The sequence below is a fragment of the Nocardia fodinahabitans genome (genome assembly GCF_052983615.1).
Genome location: NZ_JBRJJC010000001.1, coordinates 4895583 through 4910999, shown reverse-complemented (window position 1 = coordinate 4910999; position 15417 = coordinate 4895583). Strand labels below are relative to the sequence as shown.

The 15417-nt window shown below is 70.1% G+C and carries 19 protein-coding genes; 4 read left to right on the top strand and 15 right to left on the bottom strand.

Annotated elements, in window-relative coordinates:
* Positions 1-2: 2 nt before the first annotated feature.
* The 5 genes from NV348_RS22765 to NV348_RS22745 all read right to left on the bottom strand — a co-directional run bounded on the left by NV348_RS22765 (position 3) and on the right by NV348_RS22745 (position 5390).
* The gene (locus NV348_RS22765; RefSeq protein ID WP_447148712.1) at positions 3-476 is read right to left on the bottom strand and encodes a DUF2231 domain-containing protein; all 474 of its coding nucleotides are present in this window, start codon (positions 474-476) and stop codon (positions 3-5) included.
* A gap of 86 nt (positions 477-562) precedes the next feature.
* The gene (locus tag NV348_RS22760) at positions 563-1774 is read right to left on the bottom strand and encodes an FAD-dependent oxidoreductase (protein WP_447148711.1); all 1212 of its coding nucleotides are present in this window, start codon (positions 1772-1774) and stop codon (positions 563-565) included.
* A 161-nt stretch (positions 1775-1935) separates the two neighbouring features.
* Positions 1936-2577, bottom strand: a complete 642-nt coding sequence (locus NV348_RS22755) for a PadR family transcriptional regulator (protein WP_447148710.1) — start codon at positions 2575-2577, stop codon at positions 1936-1938.
* 82 nt (positions 2578-2659) lie between these two features.
* On the bottom strand, positions 2660-4690 hold the full coding sequence (locus tag NV348_RS22750; RefSeq protein ID WP_447148709.1) for an MDR family MFS transporter: 2031 nt from the start codon (positions 4688-4690) through the stop codon (positions 2660-2662).
* Between the two features lie 67 nt (positions 4691-4757).
* On the bottom strand, positions 4758-5390 hold the full coding sequence (locus NV348_RS22745; protein ID WP_447148708.1) for a TetR/AcrR family transcriptional regulator: 633 nt from the start codon (positions 5388-5390) through the stop codon (positions 4758-4760).
* A gap of 132 nt (positions 5391-5522) precedes the next feature.
* Here NV348_RS22745 and NV348_RS22740 point away from each other — a divergent pair, with 132 nt between their 5' ends.
* From NV348_RS22740 to NV348_RS22725, 4 genes are read left to right on the top strand one after another with little or no spacing between them, the layout of a single operon-like run.
* Complete coding sequence (locus tag NV348_RS22740; protein WP_447148707.1) at positions 5523-6443, top strand: sigma-70 family RNA polymerase sigma factor; 921 nt, start codon at positions 5523-5525, stop codon at positions 6441-6443.
* Positions 6444-6482: 39 nt separating this feature from the next.
* Positions 6483-7358 (top strand): oxidoreductase, encoded by an 876-nt coding sequence (locus NV348_RS22735; protein ID WP_447148706.1) that lies wholly within the window; start codon positions 6483-6485, stop codon positions 7356-7358.
* A gap of 51 nt (positions 7359-7409) precedes the next feature.
* Positions 7410-7841 (top strand): transcriptional regulator, encoded by a 432-nt coding sequence (locus tag NV348_RS22730; protein WP_447148705.1) that lies wholly within the window; start codon positions 7410-7412, stop codon positions 7839-7841.
* Positions 7838-8206 carry a DUF3817 domain-containing protein gene (locus NV348_RS22725; RefSeq protein ID WP_447148704.1) on the top strand — a complete coding sequence of 123 codons (369 nt, stop codon included), beginning with the start codon at positions 7838-7840 and terminating at the stop codon, positions 8204-8206. The genes NV348_RS22730 and NV348_RS22725 overlap by 4 nt, the downstream gene beginning before the upstream one ends.
* Before the next feature lie 195 nt (positions 8207-8401).
* On the opposite strand, the gene rdgB is transcribed toward NV348_RS22725, so the two are convergent.
* The 10 genes from rdgB to clpS form a co-directional block, all read right to left on the bottom strand.
* Positions 8402-9007 (bottom strand): RdgB/HAM1 family non-canonical purine NTP pyrophosphatase, encoded by a 606-nt coding sequence (gene rdgB, locus NV348_RS22720; RefSeq protein WP_447148703.1) that lies wholly within the window; start codon positions 9005-9007, stop codon positions 8402-8404.
* A gap of 2 nt (positions 9008-9009) precedes the next feature.
* The gene (gene rph / locus NV348_RS22715; RefSeq protein ID WP_447148702.1) at positions 9010-9774 is read right to left on the bottom strand and encodes a ribonuclease PH; all 765 of its coding nucleotides are present in this window, start codon (positions 9772-9774) and stop codon (positions 9010-9012) included.
* Positions 9775-9863: 89 nt separating this feature from the next.
* Entirely contained in the window at positions 9864-10628 is a 765-nt protein-coding gene (locus NV348_RS22710; RefSeq protein ID WP_447148701.1) for a cyclic nucleotide-degrading phosphodiesterase, read from the bottom strand.
* Between the two features lie 69 nt (positions 10629-10697).
* Positions 10698-11423 carry a rhomboid family intramembrane serine protease gene (locus NV348_RS22705; protein WP_447148700.1) on the bottom strand — a complete coding sequence of 242 codons (726 nt, stop codon included), beginning with the start codon at positions 11421-11423 and terminating at the stop codon, positions 10698-10700.
* Positions 11424-11479: 56 nt separating this feature from the next.
* A complete protein-coding gene (locus tag NV348_RS22700; protein WP_447148699.1) occupies positions 11480-12442 on the bottom strand; it encodes a PLP-dependent cysteine synthase family protein in 963 nt (320 codons plus the stop codon).
* Between the two features lie 4 nt (positions 12443-12446).
* On the bottom strand, positions 12447-12797 hold the full coding sequence (locus NV348_RS22695; protein ID WP_447148698.1) for a MoaD/ThiS family protein: 351 nt from the start codon (positions 12795-12797) through the stop codon (positions 12447-12449).
* A 35-nt stretch (positions 12798-12832) separates the two neighbouring features.
* Positions 12833-13252 (bottom strand): M67 family metallopeptidase, encoded by a 420-nt coding sequence (locus NV348_RS22690; RefSeq protein ID WP_447148697.1) that lies wholly within the window; start codon positions 13250-13252, stop codon positions 12833-12835.
* 113 nt (positions 13253-13365) lie between these two features.
* Positions 13366-14424, bottom strand: a complete 1059-nt coding sequence (locus NV348_RS22685; protein WP_447148696.1) for a P1 family peptidase — start codon at positions 14422-14424, stop codon at positions 13366-13368.
* 23 nt (positions 14425-14447) lie between these two features.
* A complete protein-coding gene (aosR, locus tag NV348_RS22680; protein ID WP_447148695.1) occupies positions 14448-15017 on the bottom strand; it encodes an oxidative stress transcriptional regulator AosR in 570 nt (189 codons plus the stop codon).
* Between the two features lie 13 nt (positions 15018-15030).
* Positions 15031-15381: an ATP-dependent Clp protease adapter ClpS gene (gene clpS, locus NV348_RS22675; protein ID WP_447148694.1), complete on the bottom strand. Its 351-nt coding sequence runs from the start codon at positions 15379-15381 to the stop codon at positions 15031-15033.
* Positions 15382-15417 lie beyond the last annotated feature (36 nt).

Sequence of the window (15417 nt, the reverse complement as noted above, 5' to 3'; positions counted from 1 at the left end):
CGTCAGCCCGGCACGGCGGACACCAGCGGCCCCCAGGTCGCCCGGGCTCCCGAGTCCCCGATCCGGATGACCTGCACCGTCGCGGCGACACCCACCGCCACCGCGAGCACGGCCACCACCGCGACCACCCCGCGCGCGAGCGACCTGTCCGCACGCTCGGCCAGCCGCACCCCGACGAGCAGGGCCGCGACCACCAGCAGCGGGATCACGAAATACAGCAGCGTGTCGCCCAGGTCCATGTGGGTGCGGATGGCGGGCGTGCTACCGACCCGCTGCGCGAGCCAGCGTCCCGCGCTCACCGTCACCGGAGTGAGGGCCACGGTGAGCACCGCCAGCGCCGCCGTCGGCCAGACCAGGACGCGCCGGGCCGCGGGCCATACCGCCGCCAGGATCAGCAGCACCGCCGTCAGCGGGACGAGCACCACGAGCAGGTGCACCAGCAGGACATGGGCGGGCAGACCGTTGATCGTCGACACGAGCGTCTCCTGACAACCTGAGTTCGTCCCAGTATGCGCGCGTGCTCGCCCCCGGTCGGCGAATCCCGGCCGGGGGGGAGCGCGGATCAGGACGCGGTGTTCGCGAGCTCCCGCTGGACCGGGGCGTCCCAGTCGATGCGGTAGCGGCGTTCGGCGCCCATCGTCTTCTCCGGGTTCATCACCGTCTTGACCATCAACGGCATCATCGCGTTCATGATCTTGCGGGCGAACGGGCCCGGCGTCTTGCTGTGATTGACCTTGGCCGCGCGCGCCGCCACGCCCTCCACCCTGGACCGGCGCAGGCGCTCGTAGGCCGCGAACGCCTCGGCGGGCGCGTCGATGTCGCGCAGGCAGCGAGCGAGCTGCACGGCGCTCTCGATGGCCAGCGACGCGCCCTGCCCCGAGCTGTTGGACGGCGCGTGCACCGAGTCGCCGACCAGCACCATCCGGTCGCGATACCAGTGCGGCACCGGCGGCATGATGTGCAGCGCGCCGGTGATCTCCAGGTTCTCGGCGGTGGTGCGGCGCGCGAACTCGCCACCCGGAGTGTCGGGCGCGTAGGTCTCGCGCAGCACGCGCAGCCAGTGCTCGGCCGGCACGGCGCGGGCCTCGGTCAGCGAGTAGTACTGCTCGCTGGGCAGATTCGCACCCCACGCGACGCGGCCGTCGGCGTGCTGCCAGTACAGGTAGTAGGCCTTGGCGCCGAAGGCGAACACCATGGTGTCGGCGGGCAGGTCCTGGTCACAGTCGACCAGCGCGCCGAAGCCGAGCATGCCCGTGTAGCCGGGTCCGGGAGCGGCCGGGTCGATCAGGGTCCGGACGGTGGACCGGATGCCGTCCGCGCCGACCAGGATGTCGGCCGACGCGGTGGAGCCGTCGGTGAAGTGCGCGGTCACGCCGTCGGCGTGCTCGTCGACGCGCACCAGCCGCTTGTCGTAGCTGAACGGCACGCCCGCGGCGACCGCGTGATCGTGCAGCGCGCGATGCAGCTCGCCGCGGTCGACGACCTGCAACGGCGGCTGATCGGCCAGCACCGGCAGGACGTGTTCGCGGCCGCCGACGGCCAGCCGCATGCCGCGCACGGGCAGCGCGATCGCGCGGACGGCGTCGCCCGCGCCGAGGATGTCGAGGGCCGCGACCCCGTTGGGGGCGAGCGCGAGCCCGGAGCCGATGCCCTCGGACGGCCCGGAATAGGCCTCGTAGACGCGGGCGTCGATGCCTGCCCGGAGCAGGGCGGTCGCGGCGACGGGTCCGGCGATGCCACCGCCGATGACCAAGGCGGAACGGGTGTTGGACATGAGTGATCTCCAGATCTGTGTCTGCGTCACCCGGGCTATCCTGTGGTTGCCAGCCTCGTAGCCGGGTGCGCATGCGTGTGGGCACGGTGTCGGGACGGTTTCCCGGACTCGGTGGGGTGTTGCCGCACACCACCGGGTCCGGGGTCTTTGCGGGGCGAGAGCTAGCCGGTCCCCCCTTCGCCGAATGCGGGAATCCGGTCGGCGGGCATGCCATCGGCGTGCCACTGCCGCCACATCTCGAGGCCTTCGAAGGTGCCCGCGCGGAGTTCGTCACGCAGCGAGCGCGCCCAGCGCGCCTCGGCCTCCAGCATCGCCACGCCGAATTCGGTCTCGACCAGGAACAGCCGGGGCAGGTTGCCCGCCAGCGCGGCGAGTTCGGTCTTCGCCCGGTCGACGGATCGCTCGAGCGCGTCGATCCGGATGCCGAGCAGCTCGACCACCTCGTCCGGCGGGAGCACGGCCAGGATCGACAGCCCGGCGGTGAACCGGTGGTGTTCGGGCTCGGGCGAGGCGAGCAGTTCCCTGGTCCAGTCGGCCATCTCGGCGCGACCCGCGTCGGTGATCCGGTAGATCACCCGCTCGGGCCGGGCGCCGTCGCGTTCGCTGCCGACGACTTCGAGGAAACCGGCCTTGGCCATGTTCTGGACGACGGTGTAGAGCGAACCCCACTTGATGTCCATGTCCTTGTCTTTGCCATGGGCTCGCAGGGTGGCGGCGATCTCGTAGCGGTGCATCGGCCGCTGCACGATCACCGACAGCACGGCGAGCGCCAGCAGGTTGTTCACCTTGCGCTTCGTGGCCATGCGCACCTCCTTACTCGTATACGAATATACGTCTACGAGTATCCGGTGGGCAAGAGCTGTCCAGCGGACTGGACGAGCCGGATCAGACCTTGGCGACCTCGGCGCTGTCGGCGCCCTGATCGAGCAGCTTGCCCGCGATATTCGACAACGCCGCATCGAGCAGCGCGCGATCGGCGGGGTCGTGGTAGTTCCAGTCGTCGAGGCGGTCGCCGAGCCAGCGCCGCCACCCGGCCCGCAACCGGTCGACCTCGTGGGTGCCCTGTTCGGTCAGCGTCAGCGTGCCGCCCTCATCGAGCAGCAGACCGTCGCCGACGGCCCGCCGGAACACCGGCGAGAGCACCTCCACCGGCAGCCGGTGCCGGAAGGCGATGCCGTGGACGTTGGCAGGCACGCCCTGCCTGTCGTACAGGTACACCTGCCCGAGCGCCCACGCGGTATCCGGTTCCAGCGAGCTGCCCGCCGCCGCGATGAGCTCCGGGATGATCGGTTTCTGCGCCCTGGCCTTGCGCACGGTCGCCGCGACCGAGCGTTCCAGCTGCACCACCCGGTCGTCGGAGTCGGGCACCGAGAAGCCCTCGCCGATATCGCCCGCGCCATGCCTGGCACTGTCGCGCAACCGGACCTGCGGCAGGAACCAGGCGACGGCGAACCCGAGCAGCGCGACCGGGACCACCCACCGGAAGACGTGGTCGATCGAGTCGGCGTAGGCGTCGATGATCGGCGCGGTCTGGTCGAGCGGCAACTCCCGCAGCAGCTTCGGATTCGCGATCACCTCCGGAGTGACGCCCGGGGTCTGCTGGATCGCCTCGGCCAGCGCGTCCTTGCTGTAGTTGTTGTACAGCGTGCCGAACACCGCGGTGCCGAACGCGCTGCCGAGCGTGCGGAAGAAGGTCACCCCCGAGGTGGCGGTGCCGAGGTCGGCGTAGGGCACGGTGTTCTGCACGACGATGGTGAGCACCTGCATGGACAGCCCCAGCCCCGCGCCGAGGATCAGCATGTACAGCGATTCCAGCCAGAGACTGGTCTGGCGGCCCATCGTCGACATCAACCACAGGCCGACCGCCATCACCGCCATACCGACGATCGGGAAGTACCGGTACTGCCCCGTGCGCCCGACCACCTGGCCGGAGAAGACCGAGGTGACGAACAGGCCGACGACCAGCGGCAGCGTCCGCACGCCGGAGATCGTCGCCGTCGCGCCGTCCACGTATTGCAGGTAGGCGGGCAGATACGTCATCGAGCCGAGCATCGCGAAGCCGACGATGAAGCTGAGCACCGACGACACCGTGAACACCCGGCTGCTGAACAGCCGCATCGGCAGCATCGGCGCCTCGGCCCGCTTCTCCACCATGACGAAGGCGGCCAGCAGGATCACCGCGAGCACGAACAGGCCGACGATCTGCCAAGAGCCCCACGGATACTCGTTGCCGCCGAACTCCAGCCCGAGGATCAGCGCCGAGACACCGAGCGCGACCAGCCCGATGCCGAGGTAGTCGATCACCGGCCGCGCGACCGCGCGCAGATGCGGCAGCGTGCGCGCCGCCATCACCACCATGAGGATCGCCAGCGGCACATTGACGTAGAAACACCAGCGCCAGCTCGCGTGATCGGTGAACAGCCCGCCCAGCGTCGGGCCGACGACCGTGGTGATGCCGAACACCGCGCCGAGCGCGCCCTGATACTTACCGCGCTCCCGCAGTGGGATGGTGTCGGCGATCAGCGCCATCGAGGTCACCATCAAGCCACCGGCGCCGATGCCCTGGATGCCGCGGGCGAGGATCAGCACGCCCATCCCGGGCGCCATGCCCGCCAGTGCCGAGCCGGCGATGAAAATGATGCCGCTGATCTGGAACAGCAGTTTGCGGCCGAACAGGTCGCCGAGTTTGCCCGCGAGCACGGTCGCGACGGCCTCGGCGAGCAGATACGCCGTCACCACCCAGGCCATGTGTCCCGCGCTGCCGAGGTCGGCCACGATCGAGGGCAGCGCCGCCGACACGATGGTCTGATCGAGCGCGGCCATGAGCATGCCGAGCACGACCGTGGTGAAGACGAGGTTGATCTTGGCCTTGCTCATCGGCGCGACGGGCTCGTCTACAGCAACACCATCCGACATGGCCCCAGTATGGGCTTTCCGGCCGCGCGCGATGGCCCAGTGACACGGCAGCAATCGGACCGATACGTCAGCGAACGGCGTACTCTCCCAGGCCCGGTTCGAGCGCGTCGAACGCGATCCGCGCGTATTCGGCCATGGCGGTGGCGATCTCGGTACCGGACTCGCCGGCGAGCGTGCGGCGCAGGATCTCCTCGAACAGCACCCGCTGCACGCCGACGAGCTGCGCCGCGGCGATGCGCGGGGTGATGTCGTCGGCCGCCGCGCCGGTGATCTCGCGCAGCACTGCCGCCAGCGCGACCTGCCGCTCGTCGTGGAACTCGCGCAGACGCGCCACCAGCGCCGGGCTGTCGGTGATCATCCGCGCGAACGGTTCTCCGCTGAACCCGATCACCGGGTCCTGCGCGGCCACCGCGGCGAGGTAGGCGCCGCGCAACGCGGCCAGCGCCGACTGCCCCGGCTCGCGCGCGCGGACGACGGCGGCCGGCTGCTCGACGAACACCTCGCCCAGGTCGAGAGCGAGGTCCTCCTTGCGCGGGAAGTAGTTGGTGACCGTCATCTTGGCGACATCGGCGGCCGCGGCGACATCGGCGATCGTCACCTTGTCGAAGCCGCGTTCGAGGAACAGCTCGGTCGCCCGATGCGAGATCTGCTCCCTGGTCTGCTGCTTCTTCCTGGCCCGGAGCCCCTGCTGCGTCGTCATGACCGAAGCATAACTGAAGTCGACCCAAAATTGTTCTTGACATATTTTTAGGTTCATTCTAAGTTTGTGTTCGTCGCCGAGCGCGCCGGCCACCCGGCCGTCCCGCTGCCGCCGCACCGAACGGAGCCCTCCTTGACCGTCACCACCGATTCCGTCCGCGACTACCTGACCGCCATCGCCCGCACTCCCCTGCTGACCGCCGCGGAGGAATACGCCCTCGGCACCCGGATCGCCGCGGGCGCCGCGGCCCGCACCGAACTCGACGAGAACGCCGCGGCGGGAATCGAACTCACCGCCGCGCGACGGGAACAGCTGCGCCGCACCGAGATCGACGGACTGCGCGCGAAAGACCGGATGGTGCGGGCGAACCTGCGCCTGGTCGTCTCCATCGCGCGCCGATTCCCGACCACTACCGGCATGGCGCTGCTCGACCTGATCCAGGAGGGCACCCTCGGCCTGATCCGCGCGGTGGAGAAGTTCGACCACACGCGCGGACTCAAGCTCTCGACGTACGCGACGTACTGGATCCGCCAGTCGATCGGGCGGGCGCTCACCGACCAGGGCCGCACGATCCGGCTGCCGTCCAATGTGGCCGACGTCCTGCACCGGGTGATCCGCGTGCGCCGCGAGCTGACCCAGCGGCTCGGCCGCGCGGTCACCGTCGAGGAGCTGGCCGCGGCCGCCGAACTCACCGTCGCCCAGGTCGAGGCGGTGCTGCGGCACGAGCCGGAGCCGGTGTCGCTGCACGCGCCGGTCGGCGAGGACACCGAACTGGGCACCCTGCTGCCCGATGCCGCGCCCGCGCCGGCGGACGTGGTGGCCGAGCGGATGCTGCCCGGCTACGTCGAGGCGGTGCTCGCGGTCCTCACCGAGCGCGAGTCCGCCGTCATCCGGCTGCGCTTCGGCCTCGATCGCGGCGAGGCGCGCTCATTGGAGGAGGTGGGTTCGGCGCTCGGCGTCTCGCGGGAACGGGCCAGGCAGATCGAGGCGAAGGCGCTGACCAAACTGCGCAGGCCCGCCTGCGCCGGTACGCTGGCCGGACTGCTCGGCTGACCACTTCCCTCCGATCTTACTCCGGAGTAAGGTCGGCGCATGGCATGGAAACCAACTGACATCGCGGACCAGACCGGGCGCACCTTCGTGATCACCGGGGCCAACGGCGGCCTCGGTGCCGAAACCACCAAGGTCCTGGCAGGCAAGGGCGCCACCGTGATCATGGCCTGCCGCAACGCGGCCAAGGCACAGCCGATCGCCGACGCCATCCCGGGCGATGTCCGGGTGGCCGCGCTCGACCTCGCCGACCTGGCATCCGTGCGCGCCTTCGCCGACCAGCAGGGCGAATTCGACGTACTGATCAACAACGCGGGCCTGATGAACATCCCGTTCTCGCGCACCGCCGACGGCTTCGAGACCCAGTTCGGCGTCAACCACCTCGGCCACTTCGCCCTCACCGGCCTGCTGCTCGACCGCATCACCGACCGGGTCGTCACCCTGGCCAGCATCGCCCACAAGCAGACGCCGAAGCTCTGGATCGACGACCTCAACTACGAGCACCGCCGCTACCAGCGCAACCTCGCCTACGCCCAGGCCAAACTGGCCAATCTCATGTTCGCCCGCGAACTGCAGCGCAGACTCACCGAGGCAGGCTCGGCGAAGAAGTCCTACGCCGTGCACCCCGGCGTCTCGGCGACCGACCTGTTCGCCCGCACCGAGACCCCGCTCGACCGGGTCAGCAAGCCGTTCATCAAGCTCATCGGCCACCCGCCGGCCAAGGCCGCCCACTCCAGCCTGTTCGCCGCCACCGAACCCGCGGCCGACCCGACCGTCTACTGGGGCCCCAACAAGTGGATGCAGTCCCAGGGTCCGGTCGAGGCGTGCCCGTCGAGCGCCATCTCGCGCAATCCGGAACTGCTGCGCAGGCTGTGGGAGGAATCCGAGCGGATGACCGGGATCACCTACAAGTTCTGAGCCCGCGACCTGCTCCTACGCCGCCTGTAGTAGGCGGGTACCGTGGAGCGCGTGTCCGCTTCATCTCCCCGCCCGGCGCACAATCGACCGGCCCTGATCGCGCTGGTCATCGTCGTCGCGCTGGGCTGCCTCGCGCTGGCCTGGTGGCAGTGGGAGCGGTTCGAATCGGCCTCCGGAACCGGCCAGAACCTCGGCTACGCCCTGCAGTGGCCACTGTTCGCCGCGTTCGCGGTGTTCGCCTACGTCCGATTCGTTCGCCTCGAGCGCGAGGCCGGGGAACCGGACATGGCACCGCGGACGGCGAAGGCCGAGGCGCCGCGCGAGATCCCCGCCGGGATCCTGCCCGAACGGCCAACGGCCGCGCCCGCCGACGACCCGGAAACGGTCGCCTACAACCAGTACCTGGCGGGACTACACGCCAGCGACATCGATGCGCAGGTCCGCACGGCCGGTCTGCGCGCCCCTGAGAGGAACGCCGGGTGACCACCGACGAGAACACGACCGCACCGTCGCTCGACCAGGCCGCCCCGGCGGGTGACACCGCCAAGATCCGTCCGGCGCTGCAGCGCTACCGGGTGCTGGCGTGGGTCACCGGTCTGTGGCTGCTGCTGCTCACCGGCGAGATGATCGCCAAGTACGGCTTCGACGTCGACACCCCGAGCTGGATCGCGGTCGTGCACGGCTGGGTGTACTTCGCCTACCTGCTCGTCACCGCCGACCTCGCGGTGAAGGTGCGCTGGCCGATCGGCCGCACCGTCGGCACCCTGATCGCGGGCACCATCCCGCTGCTGTCGTTCTTCGTCGAGCACCGCAACGCCAAGGACGTCAAGCAGCAGTACGGGGTGTAACTCTGGAGCTGAGTTCTTGGAGCGCTGGCGCGCTCGAGGTCGCGGCCCCTTGGTCCCGTCGGTCAGGCGCCGTTGCTTGCTCCTTCGTCGCTTGCGCAACGGCGCCTGACCGACGGGACGGCCGCGACGGCCGACTTCGTCGGCCTGCCCCTCCTCGGGGTCGGGGCGTGCGGGCTGGGTTCCGTGACTTTGGCTTCAGGCCAGTGCGGACAGTGCGGGCAGCAGTTGGGTGAGCGCGCGGCCGCGGTGTGAGACCGCGTCCTTCTCGGCCGGGGTCAGCTCCGCCGCGCTGCCGGTGCCGCCCTCGGGCAGGAACAGCGGGTCGTAGCCGAAACCGCCCTCGCCCACCGGTTTCCGGGCGATCGTGCCCGGCCATTCGCCGCGCACCACGGTTTCGGTGCCGTCGGGCAGCACCAGCGCGCAGGTGGAGACGAACCGCGCGCCGCGCCGCTCGTCGGGAACGTCACCGAGCTGACCGAGCAGCAGTGTGTTGTTGGCGGTGTCGTCGCCGTGCCGACCCGACCAACGCGCCGAGAGCACGCCGGGCATGCCGTTGAGCGCGTCCACCTCGAGTCCGGAATCATCGGCCACACACGGCAATCCGGTGGCCACGGCACCGTCGCGCGCCTTGGCGATCGCGTTCTCCTCGAAGGTGGCGCCGGTCTCGGGCGCCTCCTCGTAGGGCGGCACCTCGTTCAGGCTCACCAGTTCGATCCCGGACACGCCCGCCTCGTCGAGGATCCGGCGCAGTTCCTTCAGCTTCTTGGCATTTCGGCTGGCGACCAGCACACGCACGGCCACGGCTACTTCTTGCCAGCCGGCTCGGGCAGCACGCCCGGGTAGGGCTGCGCCAGCACTTCCTTCTGCACCGCGAACAGCTGCTCACAGCCGGCCAGCGCCGAGTCGAGCAGCTTGTCCAGGGTCGAGCGCGGGAACGTCGCGCCCTCGCCGGTGCCCTGGATCTCGACCAGGGTGCCGGTGTCGGTGGCGACCACGTTCATGTCCACCTCGGCGCGCGAATCCTCCTCGTAGGGCAGATCCAGGCGCACCCGGCCGTCGACCACGCCGACGCTCACCGCGGCGATCATGCACGAGATCGGCTGCGGGTCGGCCAGTTTGCCCGCGGCGGCCAGGTAGGTCACCGCGTCCGAGAGCGCCACGTAGGCGCCGGTGATGGCGGCGGTGCGGGTACCGCCGTCGGCCTGCAGCACGTCGCAGTCGAGGGCGATGGTGTTCTCGCCCAGCGCGGCCAGGTCGATGCAGGCGCGCAGCGAACGCCCGATCAGGCGGCTGATCTCCTGGGTCCGGCCGCCGACCTTGCCCTTCACCGACTCACGCCCGCTGCGGGTGTGGGTGGCGGCGGGCAGCATCGCGTACTCCGCGGTGAGCCAGCCCAGCCCGGAATCCCGCCGCCACGGCGGGACGCCCTCGGTGACGCTGGCCGTGCACATCACCCGGGTCTGCCCGAACTCGACCAGCACCGACCCCGCCGGGTGCGTGGTGAAGCCACGGGTGATCCTTACCTCGCGGAGTTCGTCATCCGCCCTGCCATCGGCTCGTCTCGACACAGTGTTGGATTATGCCCGCCTTCGCGGGCAGGTGTTCGCGGCCCCCTCGTGGCCCGGGGGCCGGGGTGGTGCTCCCGAACGGATTTCAGCTAGAGGTCGAAGGTTTCGCCCGGAGACACCGCGTGAACCGGTCCGGAGAACGCGGCCTTGGCCTCGGCGATGACGTCCTCGCGCGAGGTCCACGGGGGAATGTGGGTGAGCAGCAGTTCCTTGGCCCCCGCGCGGGTGGCGATCTCGCCCGCCTCGGTGCCCGAAAGGTGAATGCCGGGAGGGCGATTGGCCGGATCGTGGGTCCACGAGGCTTCCGCCATCAGCACATCGGCGCCCTGCGCCAGGTCGACGACGGCATCGCACATGGCGGTGTCGCCGGTGTAGACGAAGACGCGGCCGTCGTTGGCGGTGATTCGCAGACCGTAGGACTCCGGCGGGTGGTACATCCGGCGGGCCTCGACGGTGTGGCCGGGACCGAACGGCACCGGCACGTTCTCGACCCAGGCCTGCGAGTCGATCACGTCGGACCAGTCGTCGGTCTCGCCGCCGATCTCGGCGGAGGCGTTGCCGATGCGCAGCGCGGCGTCGGAGGGACCGCGCACCAGCGCCAGGCCCTGCGGCGGATTGGGGTGGTAGCGACGCCATACCAGCAGCGCGGGCAGATCGAGGCAGTGGTCGGCGTGCAGGTGGGTCAGGAAGATGTCGACGTCACCCGGGTTCAAGTATTTCTGCAGCGCGCCGAAGATGCCGGGACCGAAGTCGATGACGGTCGGCCTCATATCGGGACCCGTCAGCAGGTAACCCGACGCTGGGGAGTCCGGGCCGGACACGCTGCCCGAGCACCCGAGGACGGTAAGGCGCATGCCCCCATGCTGCCACGACGTGCTGGTGCTCAATGCAGGATCCCCCCATTTTCCAGACCGGATCCCCGGCTACCGCGTAGGTACTGCGCGGCCGACCGATGCTCCACGGCGGCGTCGACGTTCATCACCAGAGAGTACCCAGCCCGCGAGGACTCCACCCACCGCCCCGAAAAGATGTCCCTGCCAAGAAATTAGGGGGTCGCTGGGCAGCACGCCCCACAGCATGGAGCCGTACAGCGCGAAGATCACCACGCCGAGCACGATCTGCCCCACATTGCGGGCGAACCACCCACGGCAGATCAGATAGGTCAGCCAGCCGAACACCAGCGACGACGCGCCGACGTGCACGCTGCCCGACGAGCCGCTCAACCAGGTGCCGACCCCGGCGACCACCCAGATGATCGCCGTGGCGGCGATGCCGCGCCCGATCCCGGACAGCAGCACCAGGAAACCGAGGATCAGCAGCGGCAGCGTGTTGGCCATCAGATGGTCCCAGCCGCCGTGCAGCAACGGCGCCCACAGGATGCCGTCGAGGCCGTCGAGCTCGCGCGGTTCGATCCCGCCCGCGTCGAGCTGACCGGGCGCGCCCGTCGGCCGGTCGTGTGAGAGCACCGCGTCGACGCCCTCGATCACGTACAGCGAGCCGACGAACCCGACGATCACGACCGCCGCGCGCGTCCACGCCCGCACGCCTTCGCGCCGGGCGGGCGGGGTCGCGCCGGGCCGCCCCTGCAGCCCGGCGATCCGGTCCGGATCGAACGAGGCTCCGATTCCTCCGCCACCGCTCACCGACATCGCCTCCACTCGGGCCGGGCCGCCACCGGGCCCACTCCCCACAGGGTACCGAGCCGTCAGGCCCAGAGCTGGCCGTCGAGCCGTTCCTCGGCCTCGTCCAGGGTGCCGTCGTAGGCGCCGGTGGACAGGTACTTCCAGCCGCCGTCGGCGACGACGAACGCGATGTCGGCGCGCTTGCCCGCCTGCTGCGCCTTCTTCGCCACACCGAGCGCGGCGTGCAGGATCGCGCCGGTGGAGATGCCGGCGAAGATGCCTTCCTCGCCGACGAGCTCACGGGTGCGCTTGACCGCGTCGTACGGGCCGACGGAGAACCGGGTGGTCAGCACCGTCTCGTCGTACAGCTCGGGGATGAATCCCTCGTCGATGTTGCGCAGGCCGTAGACCAGTTCGCCGTAGCGGGGCTCGGCGGCGACGATCTCGATGCCGGGCACGTTCTCGCGCAGGAATCGCCCGGTACCCATCAGGGTGCCGGTGGTGCCGAGACCGGCGACGAAGTGCGTGATCTCGGGCAGATCGGCGAGCAGTTCCGGGCCGGTGGTCTCGTAGTGCGCGAGCGCGTTGGCCGGGTTGCCGTATTGGTAGAGCATCACCCAGTCCGGATGCTGCGCGGCGATCTCCTTGGCCATGGCCACGGCCTGGTTCGACCCACCGGCGGCCGGCGAATCGATGATCTCGGCACCGAACATGGTGAGCAGCTGACGCCGCTCCACCGAGGTGTTCTCCGGCATCACGCAGACGATCCGGTAGCCCTTGAGCTTGGCCGCCATGGCCAGCGAGATCCCGGTGTTGCCACTGGTGGGCTCCAGGATCGTGCAGCCCGGGGTGAGCAGCCCGTCGGCCTCGGCCTGCTCGATCATCCGCAGCGCGGGCCGGTCCTTGATCGACCCGGTGGGATTGCGGTCCTCGAGCTTGGCCCACAGGCGGACGTGATCGTCGCCGTCCCACTGCGGGGACAGGGTCTGCAACCCGACGAGCGGGGTGTTGCCGAGGGTCGCGATGAGCGATTCGTAGCGGGCCACGATGTCAGCGCCGACGCGAGCGACGGGCGCGGAGGAGGAAGCCTGCGTAACCACGCAGCGCCCCGGGAGCGTCGAAGTCGACACTGCCGCCGGCCACCGCCGGCAGGATGGTGACCGACGCGTCCGCGGGCACCTCGGCGTCGAGACCACCGGTGAAGCGCACGTCCTCGTCGTCGACGTAGATGTTGACGTAGCGGTTGAGCTTGCCGCCGGAGAGCAGCCGCTCGGCCAGGCCCGGGTGGTTGGCCTCGAGGTTCTCGATCAGCGCCGACAGCGTCGAGCCCTCACCCTGGACGCGCTTCTCGCCTCCGGTGAGACCTCGCATGATGGTCGGAATGGACACGGTTACCGGCATGGGGACTCCTCGGGTGTGACTTCGTTTCGGTGGGTTCAGGCGTCGTAGGAAGCGACGATCCGCACAGGTTCTTCGGTGACCTCGCCGTCGACGATGCGGTAGCTGCGCAGTTCGTGCTGCTCCGGGTCGCGGGTGGAGATCAGCACGTAGTGCGCGAACGGCTCGGCGGCATAGGAGATGTCGGTGCGGCTCGGGTAGGCCTCGGTGGCGGTGTGCGAGTGGTAGACGACAACGGGGGTCTCGTCGGCGTCGTCCATCGCGCGCCAGACCTTCAGCTGCTCGCCGGAATCGAAGCGGTAGAACGTGGGCGAGCGCTCGGCGTTGACCATGGCGACGAAGCGCTCCGGCCGGTCGCTGCCCTCGGGTCCGGCGATGATGCCGCAGGCCTCGTCGGGGTGGTCGGCGCGCGCGTGCGCCACCATCGCGTCCACGAGATCGGCCCTGATCACCAGCACTTCCTCGACCCTTTCCACAAACCTGCCTGCGTGCTGTCGAGCACCACCTCGACAACGAACTACCCTATTCGGGTATTCCGCGCCGCGCGCACCCCGGTCCCCACCAGCGGGAATCAGCGCGGGAACAGATCTCGATAGGCCGGGATCCCGGCGATCGAGGTCGCGCTGAGCACGGCGTCGACGACGGCCCGCTCCACGACCACGGCCGCGGCCGTGCACAGCTGGTCGAGCAGCAGCAGATCGCCGGGGAACGCGCCGGGCAGCGGAATCGGCGGCACCTCGATCGTGCCGGTGGACAGCGCGAACAGTGTGTCGCCGTCGAGCGGGGAATGCACCGGGCGGATCGCGCGGGCCAGCCCGTCGTGCGCGGTGGTGGCCAGCCTGCGGCAGGCGATCGGGTCGAGTGCGGCGTCGGTGGCGACGACGCCGATGGTCGTGTTGAGCACCGTGCCCTTCACCGGCAGGGCGTTGAGCGCGGCGATCTCGGCCTCGGTGCCGGGCCGCAGCCTGAAGAAATCGGGCCCGTCGGTGCCTGCACCCCACAGCAGACCGGTGCGCGGATCGACCACCGAGCCGACCGGATTGGCGACGATCACCGCCCCGACGGTGACACCGGCGCCCGGCCCGTCGGCGAGAACCACACTCGCCGAACCGATTCCGCCCTTGAGCGCACCGGCCCGCGCCCCGACCCCCGCACCGGCGGTGCCGCGCGCGAAGTCCGCCGCGGCCGCCTCGGCCGCCAGGAAACCGAAGTCGGCGCCGGGCCGGATATCCCACGCCCCCACCGGCAGATCGAAGATCACCGCGGCGGGCACGATCGGCACCACCCGGCTCGGATCGGCCGGGTCCATCGGGATGCCCTCGCCGTGTTCCTCCGACCAGCGCATCACACCGTCGGCGGCGGCCAGCCCGTACGCGCTGCCGCCGGTCAGCAGGACGGCGTTGAGCTGACGGACGGTATTGGCCGGATCGAGCAGGTCGGTCTCCCTGGTGCCCGGCCCGCCGCCGCGCACGTCCACCGCGGCGGTCGCGCCACCGGGGACGCGCACCACGGTGCAGCCGGTCGCCGCGCCCGTGCCGAGGGTGACGTCGTCGTCGAGCGCCTGGTGATGGCCGACCAGCACGCCCGCCACATCGGTGATCGAGTTCCGTGGACCTGGAGCACTGCGCATTCCCCGACCCTAACGCGCGAAAATCAGGGCGCGAGCGCCTGCAGCAGCGAGTCCTGCATCCAGGTCAGCCAGTGGTAGACGTCCAGATGCGGCGCGCGCGGATCACCCGGATCGAAGTGCTCGGGCGTGTCGTCGTCGATGTCGAGCAGCGTGCCGAGCGCGAGGCGGACGTCGGTGAGCGCAGCCAGCCAGGCGTCGGCCTGTTCGGGGGTGAGCACGATCTTGCCGCCCGCTTCGGGACAGCTGTCCAGCACGACCCGGCCCGCGGCCAGTTTCGCGTCGATGATCTCGGGCTCGTGCAGGCTGCGCAGGGCGGAGTTGAGGTCGGCGCGCTTGGCGTCGGGCGACCCGGGTTCGGCGCGATGGAAATCGGGCAGCAGGCGCAGCAGCTGCGGGTCGTCGGGCGGGGTGGTGTTGCCGGTGCGCAGACCGGTCAGCGCGGCCAGTTCGTCCTCGGGCGCGTCGGCGGCGCGGTCGCTGAGCAAGCCGGACACGGCGCCGATCAGGGAGCGCAGAACCGTGGCCTCGTGCTCGTCCATCTCGGAACGAAGCTTCAGGCCACTCAGTGAGTTCTTCCTGCTCCACTTGCGCACAGGGTTACGGTACTCAGTCGTCTCGCTGCATGGTTGCCCAGAGTCCCGCCGCGTGCAATCGGCGGACGTCCTGCTCCATCTTGTCGCGTGATCCGGAGGACACGACCGCCTTGCCCTCGTTGTGCACCTGCAGCATCAACTCGGTCGCCTTGGCTTTGCTGTAGCCGAAGAGCTTCTGGAAGATGTAGGTGACGTAGTGCATGAGGTTCACCGGGTCGTCCCAGACGACGGTGACCCACGGCCGGTCCTCGGCCTCGAGGATCTCGGTCTGTTCGACCGCTTCCGGCGTCGCTTGCGCCGCTGACAGTGCGGCGTTCACGGCGTCGGTGACGGCGCCGGCTCGAACGGTATTGCACACGGCCATAAATCCCAGGGTACGACGCGGCCGCGAAGAAACAAC

Bases quoted from the DNA above. Each gene is read 5' to 3' on its own strand.
- NV348_RS22755 (WP_447148710.1), bottom strand. From the start codon at position 2,577: ATGGCCACGAAGCGCAAGGTGAACAACCTGCTGGCGCTCGCCGTGCTG.
- NV348_RS22685 (WP_447148696.1), bottom strand. From the start codon at position 14,424: ATGCGCAGTGCTCCAGGTCCACGGAACTCGATCACCGATGTGGCGGGC.
- NV348_RS22710 (WP_447148701.1), bottom strand. From the start codon at position 10,628: ATGCGCCTTACCGTCCTCGGGTGCTCGGGCAGCGTGTCCGGCCCGGAC.
- NV348_RS22735 (WP_447148706.1), top strand. From the start codon at position 6,483: ATGGCATGGAAACCAACTGACATCGCGGACCAGACCGGGCGCACCTTC.
- clpS (WP_447148694.1), bottom strand. From the start codon at position 15,381: ATGGCCGTGTGCAATACCGTTCGAGCCGGCGCCGTCACCGACGCCGTG.
- NV348_RS22745 (WP_447148708.1), bottom strand. From the start codon at position 5,390: ATGACGACGCAGCAGGGGCTCCGGGCCAGGAAGAAGCAGCAGACCAGG.
- NV348_RS22760 (WP_447148711.1), bottom strand. From the start codon at position 1,774: ATGTCCAACACCCGTTCCGCCTTGGTCATCGGCGGTGGCATCGCCGGA.
- NV348_RS22705 (WP_447148700.1), bottom strand. From the start codon at position 11,423: ATGTCGGTGAGCGGTGGCGGAGGAATCGGAGCCTCGTTCGATCCGGAC.
- NV348_RS22695 (WP_447148698.1), bottom strand. From the start codon at position 12,797: ATGCCGGTAACCGTGTCCATTCCGACCATCATGCGAGGTCTCACCGGA.
- NV348_RS22750 (WP_447148709.1), bottom strand. From the start codon at position 4,690: ATGTCGGATGGTGTTGCTGTAGACGAGCCCGTCGCGCCGATGAGCAAG.